Annotated in this window: 16 protein-coding genes; 1 reads left to right on the top strand and 15 read right to left on the bottom strand. The window is 47.5% G+C overall.

The features are described 5' to 3' along the window. Positions 1-15 precede the first annotated feature (15 nt). Positions 16-1,410: a PLP-dependent aminotransferase family protein gene (locus tag ACN0QW_RS02520; protein WP_417428480.1), complete on the top strand. Its 1,395-nt coding sequence runs from the start codon at positions 16-18 to the stop codon at positions 1,408-1,410. Positions 1,411-1,490: 80 nt separating this feature from the next. Here ACN0QW_RS02520 and glmM read toward each other — a convergent pair whose 3' ends face one another. The 15 genes from glmM to ruvC all read right to left on the bottom strand — a co-directional run bounded on the left by glmM (position 1,491) and on the right by ruvC (position 16,120). Further along, positions 1,491-2,846 carry a phosphoglucosamine mutase gene (gene glmM / locus ACN0QW_RS02515; protein ID WP_417428478.1) on the bottom strand — a complete coding sequence of 452 codons (1,356 nt, stop codon included), beginning with the start codon at positions 2,844-2,846 and terminating at the stop codon, positions 1,491-1,493. A gap of 49 nt (positions 2,847-2,895) precedes the next feature. After that, the gene (gene folP / locus ACN0QW_RS02510; RefSeq protein ID WP_417428476.1) at positions 2,896-3,969 is read right to left on the bottom strand and encodes a dihydropteroate synthase; all 1,074 of its coding nucleotides are present in this window, start codon (positions 3,967-3,969) and stop codon (positions 2,896-2,898) included. A gap of 88 nt (positions 3,970-4,057) precedes the next feature. Next, entirely contained in the window at positions 4,058-5,998 is a 1,941-nt protein-coding gene (gene ftsH / locus ACN0QW_RS02505) for an ATP-dependent zinc metalloprotease FtsH (RefSeq protein WP_299380867.1), read from the bottom strand. An 89-nt stretch (positions 5,999-6,087) separates the two neighbouring features. Then, positions 6,088-7,461: a tRNA lysidine(34) synthetase TilS gene (gene tilS / locus ACN0QW_RS02500; RefSeq protein ID WP_417428474.1), complete on the bottom strand. Its 1,374-nt coding sequence runs from the start codon at positions 7,459-7,461 to the stop codon at positions 6,088-6,090. A 22-nt stretch (positions 7,462-7,483) separates the two neighbouring features. Beyond that, complete coding sequence (gene ybgF, locus ACN0QW_RS02495) at positions 7,484-8,524, bottom strand: tol-pal system protein YbgF (protein WP_417428472.1); 1,041 nt, start codon at positions 8,522-8,524, stop codon at positions 7,484-7,486. A gap of 166 nt (positions 8,525-8,690) precedes the next feature. After that, positions 8,691-9,212, bottom strand: coding sequence for a peptidoglycan-associated lipoprotein Pal (gene pal, locus ACN0QW_RS02490; RefSeq protein WP_299380864.1), 522 nt, complete (start codon positions 9,210-9,212; stop codon positions 8,691-8,693). Between the two features lie 164 nt (positions 9,213-9,376). Further along, entirely contained in the window at positions 9,377-10,714 is a 1,338-nt protein-coding gene (tolB, locus tag ACN0QW_RS02485) for a Tol-Pal system beta propeller repeat protein TolB (protein ID WP_417428723.1), read from the bottom strand. Positions 10,715-10,731: 17 nt separating this feature from the next. Next, a complete protein-coding gene (locus tag ACN0QW_RS02480) occupies positions 10,732-10,938 on the bottom strand; it encodes a hypothetical protein (protein ID WP_417428469.1) in 207 nt (68 codons plus the stop codon). A 170-nt stretch (positions 10,939-11,108) separates the two neighbouring features. Continuing rightward, positions 11,109-12,068, bottom strand: a complete 960-nt coding sequence (locus ACN0QW_RS02475) for a hypothetical protein (RefSeq protein WP_417428467.1) — start codon at positions 12,066-12,068, stop codon at positions 11,109-11,111. 11 nt (positions 12,069-12,079) lie between these two features. Then, positions 12,080-12,535, bottom strand: a complete 456-nt coding sequence (tolR, locus tag ACN0QW_RS02470) for a protein TolR (RefSeq protein ID WP_417428465.1) — start codon at positions 12,533-12,535, stop codon at positions 12,080-12,082. A 1-nt stretch (position 12,536) separates the two neighbouring features. After that, the gene (gene tolQ, locus ACN0QW_RS02465; RefSeq protein ID WP_299380860.1) at positions 12,537-13,307 is read right to left on the bottom strand and encodes a protein TolQ; all 771 of its coding nucleotides are present in this window, start codon (positions 13,305-13,307) and stop codon (positions 12,537-12,539) included. Between the two features lie 58 nt (positions 13,308-13,365). Next, a complete protein-coding gene (ybgC, locus tag ACN0QW_RS02460) occupies positions 13,366-13,812 on the bottom strand; it encodes a tol-pal system-associated acyl-CoA thioesterase (protein WP_417428463.1) in 447 nt (148 codons plus the stop codon). Positions 13,813-13,824: 12 nt separating this feature from the next. After that, on the bottom strand, positions 13,825-14,913 hold the full coding sequence (gene ruvB / locus ACN0QW_RS02455; protein WP_417428461.1) for a Holliday junction branch migration DNA helicase RuvB: 1,089 nt from the start codon (positions 14,911-14,913) through the stop codon (positions 13,825-13,827). Continuing rightward, entirely contained in the window at positions 14,910-15,536 is a 627-nt protein-coding gene (gene ruvA / locus ACN0QW_RS02450) for a Holliday junction branch migration protein RuvA (RefSeq protein ID WP_417428459.1), read from the bottom strand. The genes ruvB and ruvA overlap by 4 nt, the downstream gene beginning before the upstream one ends. Then, the gene (ruvC, locus tag ACN0QW_RS02445; RefSeq protein ID WP_417428457.1) at positions 15,533-16,120 is read right to left on the bottom strand and encodes a crossover junction endodeoxyribonuclease RuvC; all 588 of its coding nucleotides are present in this window, start codon (positions 16,118-16,120) and stop codon (positions 15,533-15,535) included. The genes ruvA and ruvC overlap by 4 nt, the downstream gene beginning before the upstream one ends. Positions 16,121-16,126 lie beyond the last annotated feature (6 nt).

Below are 16,126 nucleotides of genomic sequence, written 5' to 3'. Positions count from 1 at the left end.
GACTACATTGTCACCATGACAAACTGGCTTCCAAAAGTAAAATTCGGCGCAGGTCCTCGCTATATGGCAATTGCTGACGCCCTTTCCGAAGATATTCGAAACGGCTTCTTGCAACAGGGTGATCGTCTTCCGACGCATCGTGACCTTTCCTGGCATCTTGGGGTCACCGTTGGAACGGTCAGTCGCGCCTATGCCGAAGCTGAACGTCGGGGACTTACATTTGGTGAAGTTGGACGTGGCACTTTTGTTCATGGACCATCCGCTGCTGAACGTCACATGCTCAATCAATCGAGATTTAAAGATCACAATTTAATCCAGATGGATTTTGCTTATCCGCCCCCAGGAGACATTGAAGAAAAGGAAATGTCATCAACGCTGCAAAGCATCTCTACCGACCCGGAAATTTCAACTCTGCTTAGCTATCAACCCCATTCCGGGCTCGCCCACCATCGTGAAGCTGGCGCTAAATGGTTTGATATGAACGGCCTCACCGTTGAGCCGGATAACGTAATTCTCACCGCAGGTGCGCACCACGCCATAGCCGTCGCAATGGCAGCACTGGCGCGCCCGGGTGATCGCGTCTTATGTGAAGAAATGACCTATCCCGGCATACAATCGGTATGCAGAATGCTTGGACTACGTCTTGATGGCCTTGAAATGGATGAACATGGTATTTTACCAAAAGCCTTTGAGGAATCCTGTAAAGCAGGTGATGTAAAGTTCTTATACTGCGTGCCTAATTTTCAGAATCCAACAACACGCCTACTCCCCATGGAACGTCGGCAAGCCATAGCCGACATTGCACGACGTTACAGAGTTTCAATCATCGAAGATGATGTTTTTGGTCTTGTTGCTGAAAACGCTTTGCCCCCTATTACAAACCTAGCCCCAGAGCGTTGCTATTACATCAGCTCCCTGGCGAAAACGATCGCCCCCGGCTTGCGTGTTGGTTTTCTGACAGGCCCTCAACACAGTATTTCCAGTCTAGTCGCAGCTGTTCGTGCTACATGCTGGATGGCTTCCCCTGTTACCGCTGAAATTGCAACAAGATGGATCATGAGTAGGTCTGCAGATAAAATTTTGGAAGGTAGAAAAAAGAGTGCACGACGCCGTGTTGAAATTGCCAGAGAAATCTTTGCTGACTACGAGATGGAAAGCGAAACATTAGGTATCTATGTCTGGCTTCACCTACCTGCACCTTGGAGGTCTAGCCAGTTTACCCATGCAGCCAACAGAGCTGGTGTTACCATCTCTGCCTCTGAAGCTTTTATCGTTGGTCGAAAAGCCCCGCCACATGCCGTCAGGATCTGTCTAGGCCAACCCGGTTCAGAAGAAAAATTGATCAGAGGATTGGAGATATTGGCAGAGATACTAAAAAAAGGTCCAGACGTCGGCACGTCTGTCTTTTAGACAAGTGGCGTATCGCCACCTGCCTAAAGCACCTTAGGTATATATATATTCAAAACGAGATAACCTGATTGGGAACCCAATTACGTTACGTTAGAGATTGTATCTGAAATCTCGGACACAACAGTACTCACAAGATCAGAGTCTTCGCCTTCAGCCATAACGCGGATAAGTGGCTCGGTTCCGGATTTACGGATCAAGACCCGCCCCGTGCCATTAAGCTGGGCTTCCCCGGCTTTTATGGCATCTTGTACCTTGCCCATACCTAACACATCATCCAACGGCACGCCGCTCGTGATGCGAACATTCTTCAGTAACTGCGGTAACGGGGTGAACCCGCGAACAACTTCACTTGCTGGACGATCAGCCCTGATAACCGCAGCCAACACCTGTAGTGCTGCAATCAGGCCATCCCCAGTCGTTGTGTGGTCGCTAATCACCATATGACCGGATTGCTCACCCCCAAGATTGTATCCCTGCTCACGCATAGTCTGAACCACGTAGCGATCTCCGACGGGGGTACGAATAAGCTCTAATCCAAGGTCATTCAGGTATGTTTCCAGCCCCATGTTGGACATAACCGTTGCAACAACACCGCCCCCCTTGAGAAGTTCACGTGCGTGAAGGGTCTTGGCAATGATTGCCATCACTTGATCGCCATCAACAATTTGACCGTGCTCATCAGCCAAAATCAAACGGTCGGCGTCTCCATCAAGAGCAATGCCAATATCCGCACCGTGCGCGACAACTGCTTCCTGCATCAAAGTGGTCGCCGTCGCACCACAATCCCTGTTGATATTAAAACCGTCCGGCGTCACCGCCACAGGGATAACGTCGGCACCCAGTTCATAGAGAACTGTTGGCGCAACCTTGTATGCAGCACCATTGGCGCAATCGATAACAACTTTCATACCATCCAGACGCAAATCTTTGGGGAAGGTATTTTTCACAAACTCAATATATCTCCCCGATGCATCATCCAGACGCCGTGCACGCCCCAGCTTGGTACTCGACGCGAGGGGAATTGATTTGTTGTCCTGTAGACGGGCTTCAATTCTGGCTTCGACATCATCGGACAGTTTAAAACCATCTGGGCCGAATAACTTGATCCCGTTGTCTTCAAAAGGGTTATGGGATGCCGAAATCATGACGCCCATATCCGCCCGCATAGAACGTGTCAGCATCCCCACAGCCGGTGTTGGCACTGGCCCCAAAAGGACGACGTCCATACCAACGGAAACAAAACCCGCTGTTAATGCTGGCTCCAGAAGATAGCCGGACAAACGTGTATCTTTGCCGATCACGACTGTATGGCGATGATTACCGCGTTGGAAATGTGCCCCAGCAGCTTTGGCAACAGCCAGTGCAATTTCAGCTGTTACAGGCTCTTCATTCGCTTTTCCACGAATACCATCTGTTCCAAAGTATTTACGGCTCATCTCTTTTTTATAACTCCAACACCAACACTAATATTTTTTAAATATGCTTTTACACAGCCTGTCTTATAGCCTGTCCAATTGCAAAGGCTTGGCTTGTCTCTGCCACATCATGAACCCGGTACATCTGAACACCACGATCCAAACCCGCTAACGCACAGGCAAGTGATCCCGCCACACGATCTTTTGGTTCTTCGCCTTGTGACAGCTTGCCTATGAAACTCTTGCGGCTAACGCCAAGTAAGACCGGGCATCCGATGCCATGCAAAAGAGATAAAGTATCCAATAATCTAAGATTATGATCCACAGTTTTCCCAAAGCCAATACCTGGATCAACTGCAATCATATCTTTTGGAATACCAGCATCCAGACACGCCTGAACACGTAATTGCAAATAATCATAAATATCCAGAGCAGCGTCCTGATAGAGCGGATTTGCCTGCATCGTTTCAGGGGTCCCCTGCATATGCATCAGAATAACAGGTACTTTTGCGTTTGCGGCAGCTTCCAGGCTTTCTGCATCACCTTCCAACGCCGTGACATCATTGATAATAGCGGCACCAGCCTGCACGGCCTCTGTCATCACCTTTGCATGTCTGGTATCAATTGAAACCAAGGCCCCTGCTTCGGCGAGTTTTTCGACAACAGGAATAACCCGCCTTAACTCTTCGTCCAACGAAACCGGATCGGCACCTGGTCGCGTTGATTCCCCACCAATATCAAGAATTGTCGCTCCCTTGTCGATCATCTGCAAACCATCACCAACGGCTGTACCAGCAGAATAACGATCCCCGCCATCAGAAAATGAGTCGGGCGTGACGTTAATAACAGCCATAACATGGGGCCTAGACATATCCAGACCCGCAAAAGAAGACCTTGGTTTCCCCAAAGTCGCCAAGAGATCAGATGCCGTAGAAGTTAAATCCGTATGGTTATTATCCGTTAACCACGGTAAAATCTCCGAAGTGGGCAGAACATGACGCTCTCGGATTTCTCCGGTTGACGTTCTGATCATCACTTCCGCAGCAGCAAAGCTGTTGCCATTCCCCATAAAGGGCAATGCCTTGCCAACAGAGCTTTGGGTAGAAGATATTCCAACCGGGCGAATATAGAGTTTATGTGACATAAGATACCTGTGGATATCTGTGTAAAACACCAAGGCCCCACAGAATGCGAGGCCTTGGTTTTATTAAATCATCATGACAGAAAAACGATCAGCTTTCAGGCTGAGGTTCTGGTGTTGCACCACCCTTGTCATCTTCTTCATCATCGCGATGAACTTTTCCACTCTTTGGAACTGAAGTACGAGGTACATCAGAGCCATGATCAGAATTACTATCATCACTACGGTCAATCTTGCCATCTTTCAGAAGCTGTTTAACATCTTCACCAGATAGAGATTCGTATTCCAAAAGTGCTTTGGTGATAAGTTCAAGTTGATCACGGTGTTTTGTCAAAACATCACGAGCCTGCATTTCAGCCGTTTCGATAATGCTTCGAACTTCGTCATCAATCATTTTCTGAGTTTCACTGGAAACCCCCATACCGTTATCACCGCCGCCGCCATAGCTAAATGGATCATCTTGGCGAGAAACATAACGCAAGCGGCCCAGCTTTTCGCTCATGCCGTAAACCATCACCATGGAACGGGCCATGTTTGTCGCCTGCTGAATATCATTGCCAGCACCGGTCGTAACGTTGTCTGCGCCATAGATAAGTTGTTCAGCTTCGCGACCACCAAACATCATCGCAAGGCGCGCCTTCATTTCCATGACCTTATAACCAAGGCGATCTCGCTCTGGCAGGTTCATGGTCACACCCAGTGACTGACCACGCGGAATAATTGTCACCTTATGAAGAGGATCATTGCCCTTAACATGAATACCGACAAGAGCATGTCCGGCTTCATGATAGGCAGTCATTTCCCGCTCTTCATCCGTCATGACCATTGAACGACGCTCAGCACCCATCATTACTTTGTCTTTTGCATCTTCAAAGTCAGACATCGTAACAACACGCTTACCTGAACGGGCAGCAAGCAAGGCAGCTTCGTTAACAAGGTTAGCCAAAGCAGCACCAGAGAAACCAGGTGTTCCCCGCGCAACAACACGCGCATCAACATCAGGCGCCAAAGGAACTTTACGCAAGTGAACCTTGAGAATTTTTTCACGCCCAAGAATATCTGGGTTTGTTACAGTAACCTGTCTGTCAAAACGCCCCGGACGCAGTAACGCAGCATCAAGAACATCAGGACGGTTCGTTGCCGCAATAATGATCACGCCTTCGTTTGATTCAAAACCATCCATCTCTACGAGAAGCTGGTTGAGTGTCTGTTCGCGTTCATCATTACCCCCGCCCATACCAGCGCCACGGTGACGACCGACAGCATCAATCTCGTCAATAAACAGAATACACGGCGCATTTTTTTTACCCTGTTCAAACATATCGCGGACACGGCTAGCACCAACACCAACAAACATTTCGACAAAGTCAGAACCGGAAATAGTAAAGAAAGGCACATTTGCTTCACCGGCAATCGCCCGCGCCAACAACGTCTTACCTGTACCCGGAGGGCCAACAAGCAAGCAACCTTTTGGAATTTTTCCGCCCAAGCGCTGAAATTTCTGAGGATCTTTCAGGAACTCAACAATCTCTTGAAGCTCTTCTTTGGCTTCATCAATACCGGCGACATCATCAAAGGTGACGCGCCCTTGCTTTTCCGTCAGCAGCTTAGCTTTGGATTTACCAAAGCCCATAGCCTTACCGCTATTCCCCTGCATTTGGCGGAAAAGGAAAATCCACACACCAATCAACAGGATCATAGGGAACCATGAAATCAGAATCTGTATCAGTGTAGATCCCTCTTCCTTTGGTATTGCTTTTACGATCACGCCAGCATCACGCAGCGTTTCAACGAGCTTTGGATCATCAGGCGCATAGCTAGAGAACTGACGTCCATCACTGGAAACACCTTTGATTTCACGCCCCTGAATAGTAACAGAGGTAACTTGCCCAGATTCGACCTGGGTTAGGAACTCAGAATAAGCTACCTGTTGTTGCCCGCTCTGAGACGACGGCCCCTGAAACAAATTGAACAGGGCAAACAAAAGCAGGGCCACTACAATCCATAGGGCTGCATTACGGCTGAAATTCAAGGTAACGACCTTCCAAAAAATCTGTGCTGCACCCAAACAGGTCCAGCGAAATGAATCACTTCTTCCTAGAAGATAATGCGCTTACGCTCCTAAGCAACCGTAAAGGGCAACTGAATCAGCATATTTTTTGGTTCGAATCGCATTTTCATCTGAATTTCATCGATCCAGTCCGGATTCAGGTACTCCAAATGGGGAACGGTTATGATTTTATCCCCATGATAAACTGCTGGCAGGCTATATCGGACAAACCGGGAAACACTGACACTTTTTACTCCCGGATGTAACGCGCACAGGTCCTGCCACCCTCTTTCCCCCAATGTTTGCAACATTAGGTTATCATTTTTGATTTCGTCATTAACCTGCACAAAGAACCTGTTGTCCCAAAGACATTCCTGTCCAGGGGTTAACAACAACTTTGGCACCAACCTGTTCTCTCGAACAATAAAGATAACATCATCTTTTTTGATAATTTCACAGCCAGCAAGCGTCAGCTTAACCGAATCTGAACTCGTCAAAGATTGAACCAAACGATCAAGCTTTATAGTTTTAGGAGAATAATCTCCTCCCCCAACGGTCAAAAGAGTACGCTGTAGAGCTCTTTGGAATATTTCCGTTTGAATTTCCTCCGATTCGCGAAAATCAATTTCAGCGTATCCGATTGGATTCAGACGTACTCTTTGATCAATAAAAGCATCTGTTCTTTTTTGCAGAGATCGACGAATTCGCCCCAGACTACGGGTGATCCGCTCTAAACTGTTTTTTCTTACTCCCTGTCGCTCTAACAAAGGAAGCTGTTGTCGAATACGGTTTCTTAAATAATCTGCCCGCTGATTACTGGGTTCTTCAATCCACCCCCAGCCATGATGCCTTAAGGTTTCAACCAAACGCTGTTTTGGAAAACCAAGTAAAGGACGGATAAGCGTCATTGCGCCGTCTTGCCGTTGCATAGAGATACCAGCCAAGCCATCAGATTTACTTTGCCTGACAAGGCGCATAAGGAACGTTTCAACCTGATCATCTAAATGATGTCCCAAGGCCAGAAAGAAAATTTCTTTCTCTCTACACCATTTGGAAATCAAATAATGCCGTGCTTTGCGCGCTCGAACCTGCGAGCTCCCCTTTTCTTCACTATCCGTTGCAAGAGAACGTGTAAGAATATCATGCTCAATTCCTTCAGCCGCAAGGCGTGCATGTACCCAGTCAGCCTCAATGCCAGATTCGGGGCGCAGACGGTGATCAACAGTCACCGCAAGAAGTTCGCCACCCTTAGCTTTCACCCAATTCCTGAGCAATAGACAAAGTGCCATACTGTCCGCACCGCCAGATACAGCAACCCCGATCCGAAAAGGATTTCGAGGAAGAGCAATCACAGACATCAGCTGTGCAAACTCTTCCTCGCTAATTGGCAGTGATTTGGAAGCAGGCTTTGATTGCAGCACCTTTTCCGTCGAAAGATCACTCACTGGAAACTCTTTGCATCGAAGCTTAAGAGCAGTTCAAGCGTTGAGATTCCTGACCTGCACGTTGTTTAACAATCGCACTTGCATTGGGATAACGGTTCAAAAGCTCCCCAAAAGTACCACAAGCATCTGATGTATTACCAAGCGAAGAAAGCGAAAGACCAAGCTTTAAAAGATTATCTGGTGCTTTAGAAGAATTGGGATAGCGCTGGAAAGAATCTGCAAAGGTAATGGCGGCTTGTTGGTAATCACCGCGGACATAATAAGTTTCACCCAACCAATAGGTCGCGTTGCCCGCAAGAGAATCTTCTGGATGATTTTCAACAAACTTAGAGAAAGCCTGTTCAGCCTCATCATAGCGGGCTTGACGAAGCAGACCAAAGGAATAGTCATACTGTTCTTTTGGTGTATCGCCGGGGAGTGTATAGCTTGCCACTTCGTCAGAGCGTAACCCGCCCTGGATTAAACTTTGCGGTGACGCACTATCTACTGCGGTATTTGGTGCCGTTGCTGCCTGTTGTTGAGTATTAAAATTATTCAAATCTTCTGCTGGAATTGTTCCCAACACACCAGGTTGCCCGGATGCTGATGGCTGTCCCGTCGTTTGCAGGGCCTGTGAAGCTGTGTTGTTTGCAGCAAGAGGTGTTCCCTGTTGCACAGCCCCTACTTGTCGGCCATTTTCCAAGTTCTGTAATCGTAAATCCGTATCGGCAACAAGCTTATCCAGCCTTTTACCAAGCTGATCCAGACGGAAATTTACTTCCTCAAATTGCCCGGTCAGACCTCTCATTTGGTTTTCAACTTGGGAAAGACGAAGCTCTAATCGTCCCGCATTAGCACCGCCACTATCCGAACCTACAGCAGCAAGCTCTTCGGCAGATGGCGTTTTACCCTGATAAACGTGTTGTTGTAGTGTCACCAGTTCACGTTGAAGGCGATCAATTTTATTAACCAACCCCTGTACTTGTGAATTTTGCGCCCAAGCACTCGCTTGCATTGCCATAACAACGAACGCAGCACCCGCGCCTAAACGAAACGTCTTCAAACTAACAGCCATCAATGACATTTTTTCTTGCACCCTTAAACGATAGTAGGTCCTGATTATATATAGCCTTATATTGGTGAGAATATGGCACACCAAATATCACACATATAAAAGCAGTAATTTAACAAAAAAATCCCGTTTGGTTTCATCAACCAAACGGGATTTTTAATAAGATCAGTCTATGCGCTTAGTTTACAACGAAGACTGCACGACGGTTCTGAGACCATGCTTCTTCGGTAGAGCCGAGAACAGCTGGACGTTCTTTACCGAAACTAACGACCTGAACACGATTCGGATTTACACCAAGAGCAACAAGGTAATCACGTACAGAGTTTGCACGACGCTCACCAAGAGCCAAGTTGTATTCACGTGTTCCACGCTCATCAGCATGACCTTCAACAGTCAGCGTCACAGCAGGATAGCTGTTCATCCAAACGGCAAGTGCTTCAGTAGTTTTCTGACCTTCGCCCTGAAGGTCGCTTTGGTCATAACCAAAGAAAACACGATCACCAACGTTTACAACGAGGTGTTCCAGAGAACCAGGCTGTGGCCCCTGAATGGATGAAGAACTTACAGAGGAGGACTGGTCAGTTGTACCAGTTGTTGCAGATGAACCATCGTTTGATCCGTCTGCATTGTTATCAGAATTGCTGGCACAAGCACTTAGGAACAGTGCGGCTGCAAACATTGTGAGCAACTTAAAGCGCATAATTTTTTCGCCCTCTCGAGTAATACCCGAATACTAAAATTGTTAGGTGATCTGTCTGAAACAACAGATCAACGAAGAAACTCAATAAACCCCCAGTTACACCGATTAAATCGGGAAACGTCCACGACTATAACGATATAACTGTTATTTATCAAGCATACAGCTTATTGCAATAGTGGAGACCAAGCCGGATCAACTCCATCAAGAGGCGTAACGACCTCTCTTTCGTTATATCCGGACAGATCAACCGTATAAACTTTGCTTTTCACCTTACCGCGACTATCCGACTTGCCTTGTTTGTAATAGGACAGAACACGACCATTCGGTGACCACGTTGGTCCCTCTGCATGGTAACCTTCCGCAAGCATACGTTCACCTGATCCATCAGGCTTCATTACGCCGATATAGAATTTTCTACCGGAAAGGCGTGTAAAAGCAATAAGATCGCCGCGCGGGGACCAAACAGGTGTCGCGTAACGTCCTTTGTTAAAAGAGATTCTCTTAACATTTCCGCCATTAATATCCATCACATAAAGTTGCTGACTACCACCACGATCAGAGTTGAATACAACCTTAGATCCATCCGGTGAATAAGACGGCGATGTATCAATAGCCGGGTGATTTGTCAGACGCGAAAACTTTCTGGTCCGTAGATCCATCGTGTAAATTTCTGTATTCCCACGATCAGCAAGGCTCATCACCACAGAATTTCCATCCGGAGAGAATCGCGGTGCGAAACTCATTCCCTTGAAGTTCCCAAGGGTTTCTTCACGACCAGTTTGTAGATCAAGTAGCTTTACCTTTGGAACATTCCCCTCGAATGACAAATATGTGATCTCTTGTGACGTTGGAGAAAAACGCGGTGTGAAAACATCAAATCTGCCATTCGTCAGGAATTTATGGTTGAATCCATCCTGATCCATAATTGCCAAACGTCTTTGACGCCGATTCTGTGGCCCTGTTTCAGAGACATAGACAACACGGGTATCAAAATACCCTTGTTCCCCTGTTAGACGCTTATAGATGGCATCAGAGATTTGATGTGCAATCCGTCTCCAGTTCGTACGAGTCGAGGTATAAGAAAAGCCCGTCATCATATTTTCGGCATAGACATCCCAAAGGCGGAATTCAATACGTACCTTGCCATCACCTTGGACCCGGGCAGAGCCTGTCACCAGTGCTTGGGCATTAATCAAACGCCAATCCCCAAAACGAACCCCAACCTGAAGAGAGTTTTGGTCTTGGATGAAGGCTTTATTATCGATAGGTTTGAACAAACCTGTACGCTCAAGGTTTGCAGAAATCACCTCGGCAATATCCCGCCCGATCAGCTGTGCTTCTGGCTGCCCGCCATTAAAGTCCGCAACAGCAACGGGTAAAGGTTCAACAAAACCTTCGGTAATATTTACGTTGATCTCAGCCTGCGCAGGCACACTACCAATCGCAATTCCTAACACACTGATCGCTGCAACCAGCAATCCGCGCGTTGCCTTTATTAACATCACTGTTCTTCTCCCGTTCATTGATCGAACATTTTTGATGGATCAATTCGAATATTAATCATTCTCCAGTCACCATAGAGATCACTAGGAAATTTATAAGGACCACACCCGACAAGTGTTTTACTAAGCTCATTCAATGCATTGTTAAAGACATTATCATGATCGAATCTCTCACGATCAACAACGATAACCTCTTCAACATGACCATCTCGAGATAACTTCATTGATAATTCAACAATAGTATCTAAAGAAGAATTAGGGCTAAAATTTGTTTTCCAGCATTTACCCGCTGTTTCTATAAAAGCAAAAGGCTCAGCAACCGCTATACTTTGTGAATACAAACATATTACCGAGACAAAACAATATAAGGCGCCTTTAGAACGAAGCCTTGAAATCATTGCCCAAACATCTTTGATGGATCAAATGTCATGTTCACTGTTTGCCAATCACCGTAGAGATCAACTGGAAGCTTGTAGGGCGCACAGCTGATAACAGCACGACGAGCATTCTCAGCGGCAGTTCTGAAATATGCGTCTTTGTTAAATCTGTTCTGATCAACAATTTGCACACCGCTAACGCTCCCATCTTGGCGCATTTGCACAGAGATTTCGACGATCATTTCCTCTGCCTGTAAGGCCCCGGCATCTACCCGCCAGCACTGTCGCATCTGCTGCTGAAGAGATCTTTGAATATCATTGATCTGCGCAGCGGAAGCGCGTTGACGTGTCGGCGTTGTTGGAGCCTTGCCCTTAGTCGTGGTTTTCTTTGGTGCTGACTTCAGTTTATCCACATTTTTCAAGATAGACGTAAGCGCATCAACCTTTGGCTTCGGCTCTTCCTCTTTCTTCACGACTTCCGGTTTGGGTTCCGGACGTTTAGGCGGTTTTGGACGCGTCTTCGGTTTTGGCGGCAAAGCCTTTTTCACCTCTTCAGGTTCAGGCTCAATATTTTCAATAAGCTCCGGCTCTGGCGCTTCAACCTTCAAAGGTTCTGGTTCGGGTACAGGTTCTGGTTCGGGGATTGGCTCCGGCGCAGGCTCTGGTTCTGGAGCCGGTTCAGGTTGAGGCTCAGGTTCTGGAGCTGGCTCGGGCTCAGGTTGTGGCTCCGGTGTTGGCTCTGGCTTAGGTTCTGGTTCCGGTTTAGGCTCTGGTTCAGGAATCTCTTCCGGCTCGGGTTCAGGGATGTCCTGTTCAGGAGCTGGTGGCTTTTCCAAATCAAGCTCGGCAAGCACAACAAACTCGACAGGCACGACCTGCTCAGCAAGAAAGGGCTTGTTAAAGCGTGGTAATCCGAAAATTACAAACGCCAACAACGCCATATGCATTAATAAAGAAACAGCAATGCCTGTACGCATATTCTTAGCGACTACTTATTTTCTTTGGGTAATTCAGCAATCAAAGCGACCCTGTCATAACCCGCACTGTTAACAAGACTCATGACTTGCATGACTCGCCCGTAATCAATGGCTTTATCGCCCCGCACATAAACCCGCGTATCTGGTTTATTCTCAGTGATTGCATTCAAGCGAGGAACCAGCTGTTCTTCTGTCAATTTGGTTTCTTGCAGAAAAAGTTCACCCGTGGCGTTTACAGAAATAACCAGCGGTTCTTCGGAAGCATTCAACGTTTTGGCCTGTGCTTTTGGTAAATCAACAGGCACCCCGACGGTCAAGAGAGGCGCCGTTACCATAAAGACAATCAGGAGCACAAGCATAACATCCACAAACGGCGTTACGTTGATATCACTCATAGGTTTGCGGCTGGAACGCTTCCAACGACCGCTGCCTTTGGCTGCCCCCCCACCAAGTGTCGGCGCAGCCATTCTAGTGCTCCTCTAACTGACGAGAGAGAATCGCACTGAATTCACCTGCAAAAACTTCCAACCGAGCACCATAACGCCCGATATCACTGGATAGCTTATTATAGGCAAGAACTGCTGGAATAGCCGCGACAAGACCAAGCGCCGTTGCAAACAGAGCTTCTGCAATCCCGGGGGCAACAACAGCAAGGCTGGTGTTCTTTGACGCTGCGATCGAGGTGAAGGCATTCATAATGCCCCATACTGTCCCGAAAAGACCGATAAAAGGTGCGGAAGATCCGACAGAAGCAAGGAACACCATACCCCTTTCCAAGATATCCATTTCCCGGTTCAGGCTGATATCCATCACACGATCAATGCGCTGTTGCAAACTGACACGGGCGTGATCACTTCGGCTACCGTTGCCACGACTACTCGCTCGACGCCATTCACGCATGGCAGAAATAAAAATACTTGAAACAGGATCAGAAGGCCGTTTTTCGATACGATCATAAAGATCATCCAACGAACCGCCTGACCAAAATGCTTCATCGAACTGATCAGCCCGGCGACGCAAGCTGCGCAGTTTGACAATTTTATCAATCATGATTGCCCAAGACCAGATAGAGGCAATAATGAGGATAAAAATAACGATTTTTACAATCAGATCGGCTTGAAGAAATAATCCCCACACACTGAGATCATGAACAGCTGATGCCCCACCCAATGCAACTGAATCAACGACATTGCTACCAAGACCGACTGTCTCGACTGTTTCTACAACTTCATTTGCCATCGGCTTTGACAGCTCCTTTTAGCACCCTAAACTCATTCCCCAAACTTATACCTCGGGCTTACACCCCGAACTTACTCAAAGTTTGACTTATTTCTGATGGGATCCTTGCGGGTCCCCCCTTTTCGTCCACACAAGCGATACGGATATCACAGTGAACTAATAGAACATCGTTCCGATAAATAATCTGTTCAAATGAGAAGCTAGCGCCTTTCATTTGGGTAATTCTGGACTTAACAACCAACAAGTCGTCAAGATACGCAGGCTGTGCGAACTTAAGAAAGCAATCTTTTACGGCAAAAAAAAGGCCAAAACACTTACTTAGATCTGTCTGTTCAAAATCAAGGAGTCTCAAGATCTCTGTTCGGGCTCGCTCTGCAAACTTCAAGTAATTGGCGTGATACACAATTTTGGCATTATCCGTGTCTTCGTAATAAACACGAACGGGATAATAATGACTGCCTTTTTCAAACACCCCAGTTAGGGGAAGGTCACAAATTTGTTTCATATCTGTCCCTGATCACCCGATTTCACTATTATCGTCTGAGCTATCTCCTGACGCTCCTGCACCGGATAGAAGATCCATTTGCGACGACCTTCGGGCCTTAATCTCAACAGGCTCGTTCAAACCAAGGTATTTATACCCTGTGGAACTGAGTAAACGTCCACGTGGTGTTCGCTGTAAAAAGCCCTGCTGAATTAAATAAGGTTCGATAACGTCTTCGATAACGTCTCGTTGTTCAGATAAAGCAGCTGCAAGGGTTTCTGCGCCGACAGGACCGCCACCATAGTTCTCTGCAATAACACGTAAGTATCGACGATCCATGGCATCAAGGCCTTTTTCGTCAACATCCAAACGGCGGAGGGCCACATCCGCATCAGCCGCTTCAATCAACTCAACGCCCGCGACCGCCGCAAAGTCCCTTACCCGACGGAGCAATCGACCAGATACCCTTGGCGTCCCCCTTGCCCGGCGTGCAATTTCGAAAGCTCCATCATCACTCATCGGTGCTTCAAGAATTTTGGCCCCACGAGAAACAATCTGCTGTAATTCCTCTGGCTCATAAAATTGAAGCCTGAGCGGAATACCAAACCTTTCGCGCAGAGGCGTAGAAATCAACCCAGAACGAGTCGTTGCCCCTATTAACGTAAAGGGCGGCAAGTCAATCTGTACTGATCTTGCGGCGGGTCCCTCCCCAATAATCAAATCCAGCTTGAAATCTTCCATCGCTGGATAAAGGATCTCTTCAACCACCGGCGACAAGCGATGTATTTCATCAATAAAAAGTACGTCGTGTGGCTGCAGGTTCGTCAAAATAGCCGCGAGATCCCCAGCCTTCGCAATGACGGGCCCTGACGTCGCCCGAAAGCCAACGCCGAGTTCGCGAGCAACCACTTGGGCCAAGGTCGTCTTCCCAAGACCTGGTGGACCGAAGAAAAGAACATGGTCCAATGCATCACCACGCTGTTTTGCAGCCTCAATAAAAATATGGAGGTTTTCGCGTAATTGGCGCTGTCCAATAAATTCACCGAGGCTCAGGGGACGTAAAGAATTTTCTACGCCATCTCCTTCGGAAAATTCATTGGATACTAATCTATCGTCGTTCACCGCATTAACTCCGCAAGACCACCACGAATAAGTTCTTCAAGGGCCGTATCAGCTCCCTTCTCGCTGGATATTTTCGCAACTGCACTGTACGCCTCTGAACGTCGGTACCCCAAATTGACTAGGGCAGAAATTGCGTCTTCTGAAATCGCCATCGGCGTTGATGCAGGCTTACCTTCTGCCGTCGAACTATCAACAATCTCGCCTGACGTTCCAAGTGACAGCTTGGCAATTTTGTCTTTGAGCTCATTCATTATACGGATGGCTAGCTTTGGTCCGACACCATTTGCCCGGGTTATTGTGGTTTTATCCTGAGCAGCAATGGCGACAGAAAGTTCATCGGGCGATATCGCCGACAAGATTGCAAGACCAACCTTTGCACCCACCCCTTGAACAGTACCAAGCAAGAGATACCACTCTTTTTCAGCAGCAGTCGCAAACCCAAACAAATGGATATGGTCTTCTCTGACGTGAGTTTCGATCAACAGGCTCGTTACTTCCCCTTCGCCGGGCAGAACAGAGAGCGTACGACTGGAACAAAAAACAATGTAGCCAACACCGCCAACATCGAGCATAACCCAGTCATCCCCTGTGGAATCAACCTTTCCGGTCAGCTTGCCGATCATCTAAACTTCTTCCCCCAGGTTTTGCCTGTTTTCTTCAAAGTTCTTGGGTCTTCAATCCCTGCTTTTTTCAAAGCGGCACTGATTGGATCTTCAGTTCCTTCTGCCCATTTTCTGCCCGTCGAAGCATTATGGGCATGACAAATGGCAATCGCCAAGGCATCAGCTGCATCAGAAGAGGTGATTTTACACCCCGGCAACAGCCGTTCAACCATCATTTGAACCTGATCTTTTGTTGCGTGACCTGTGCCAACGACTGACTTTTTAACAATCATTGGCAAGTATTCCCCCACAGGCAAACCAACCAGTGCCGGAGTAATGAGGGCAATACCCCGCGCCATACCAAGTTTAAGAGTAGAACTTGGGTTCTTGTTGGCCAGCGTTATTTCAACGGCCGCTTCATCAGGTTGATAGTCAGCAAGAACGGTTTGAATGCCGTCGTGGATTTCCACAAGGCGTTTGGGAAGATCGTTCGTCGACAGCGTTTTCACAACACCATTTGCAATATGGTGTAGGCTGCTGCCTTCTGATTCGATAATTCCCCACCCGGTAAAACGAAGGCCGGGATCGATTCCAATGATCCGCATTATCTC

Source organism: Kiloniella sp. (assembly GCF_048259265.1).
Classification (GTDB): Bacteria; Pseudomonadota; Alphaproteobacteria; order Kiloniellales; family Kiloniellaceae; genus Kiloniella.
This window is presented reverse-complemented; position numbering and strand designations above follow the sequence as displayed.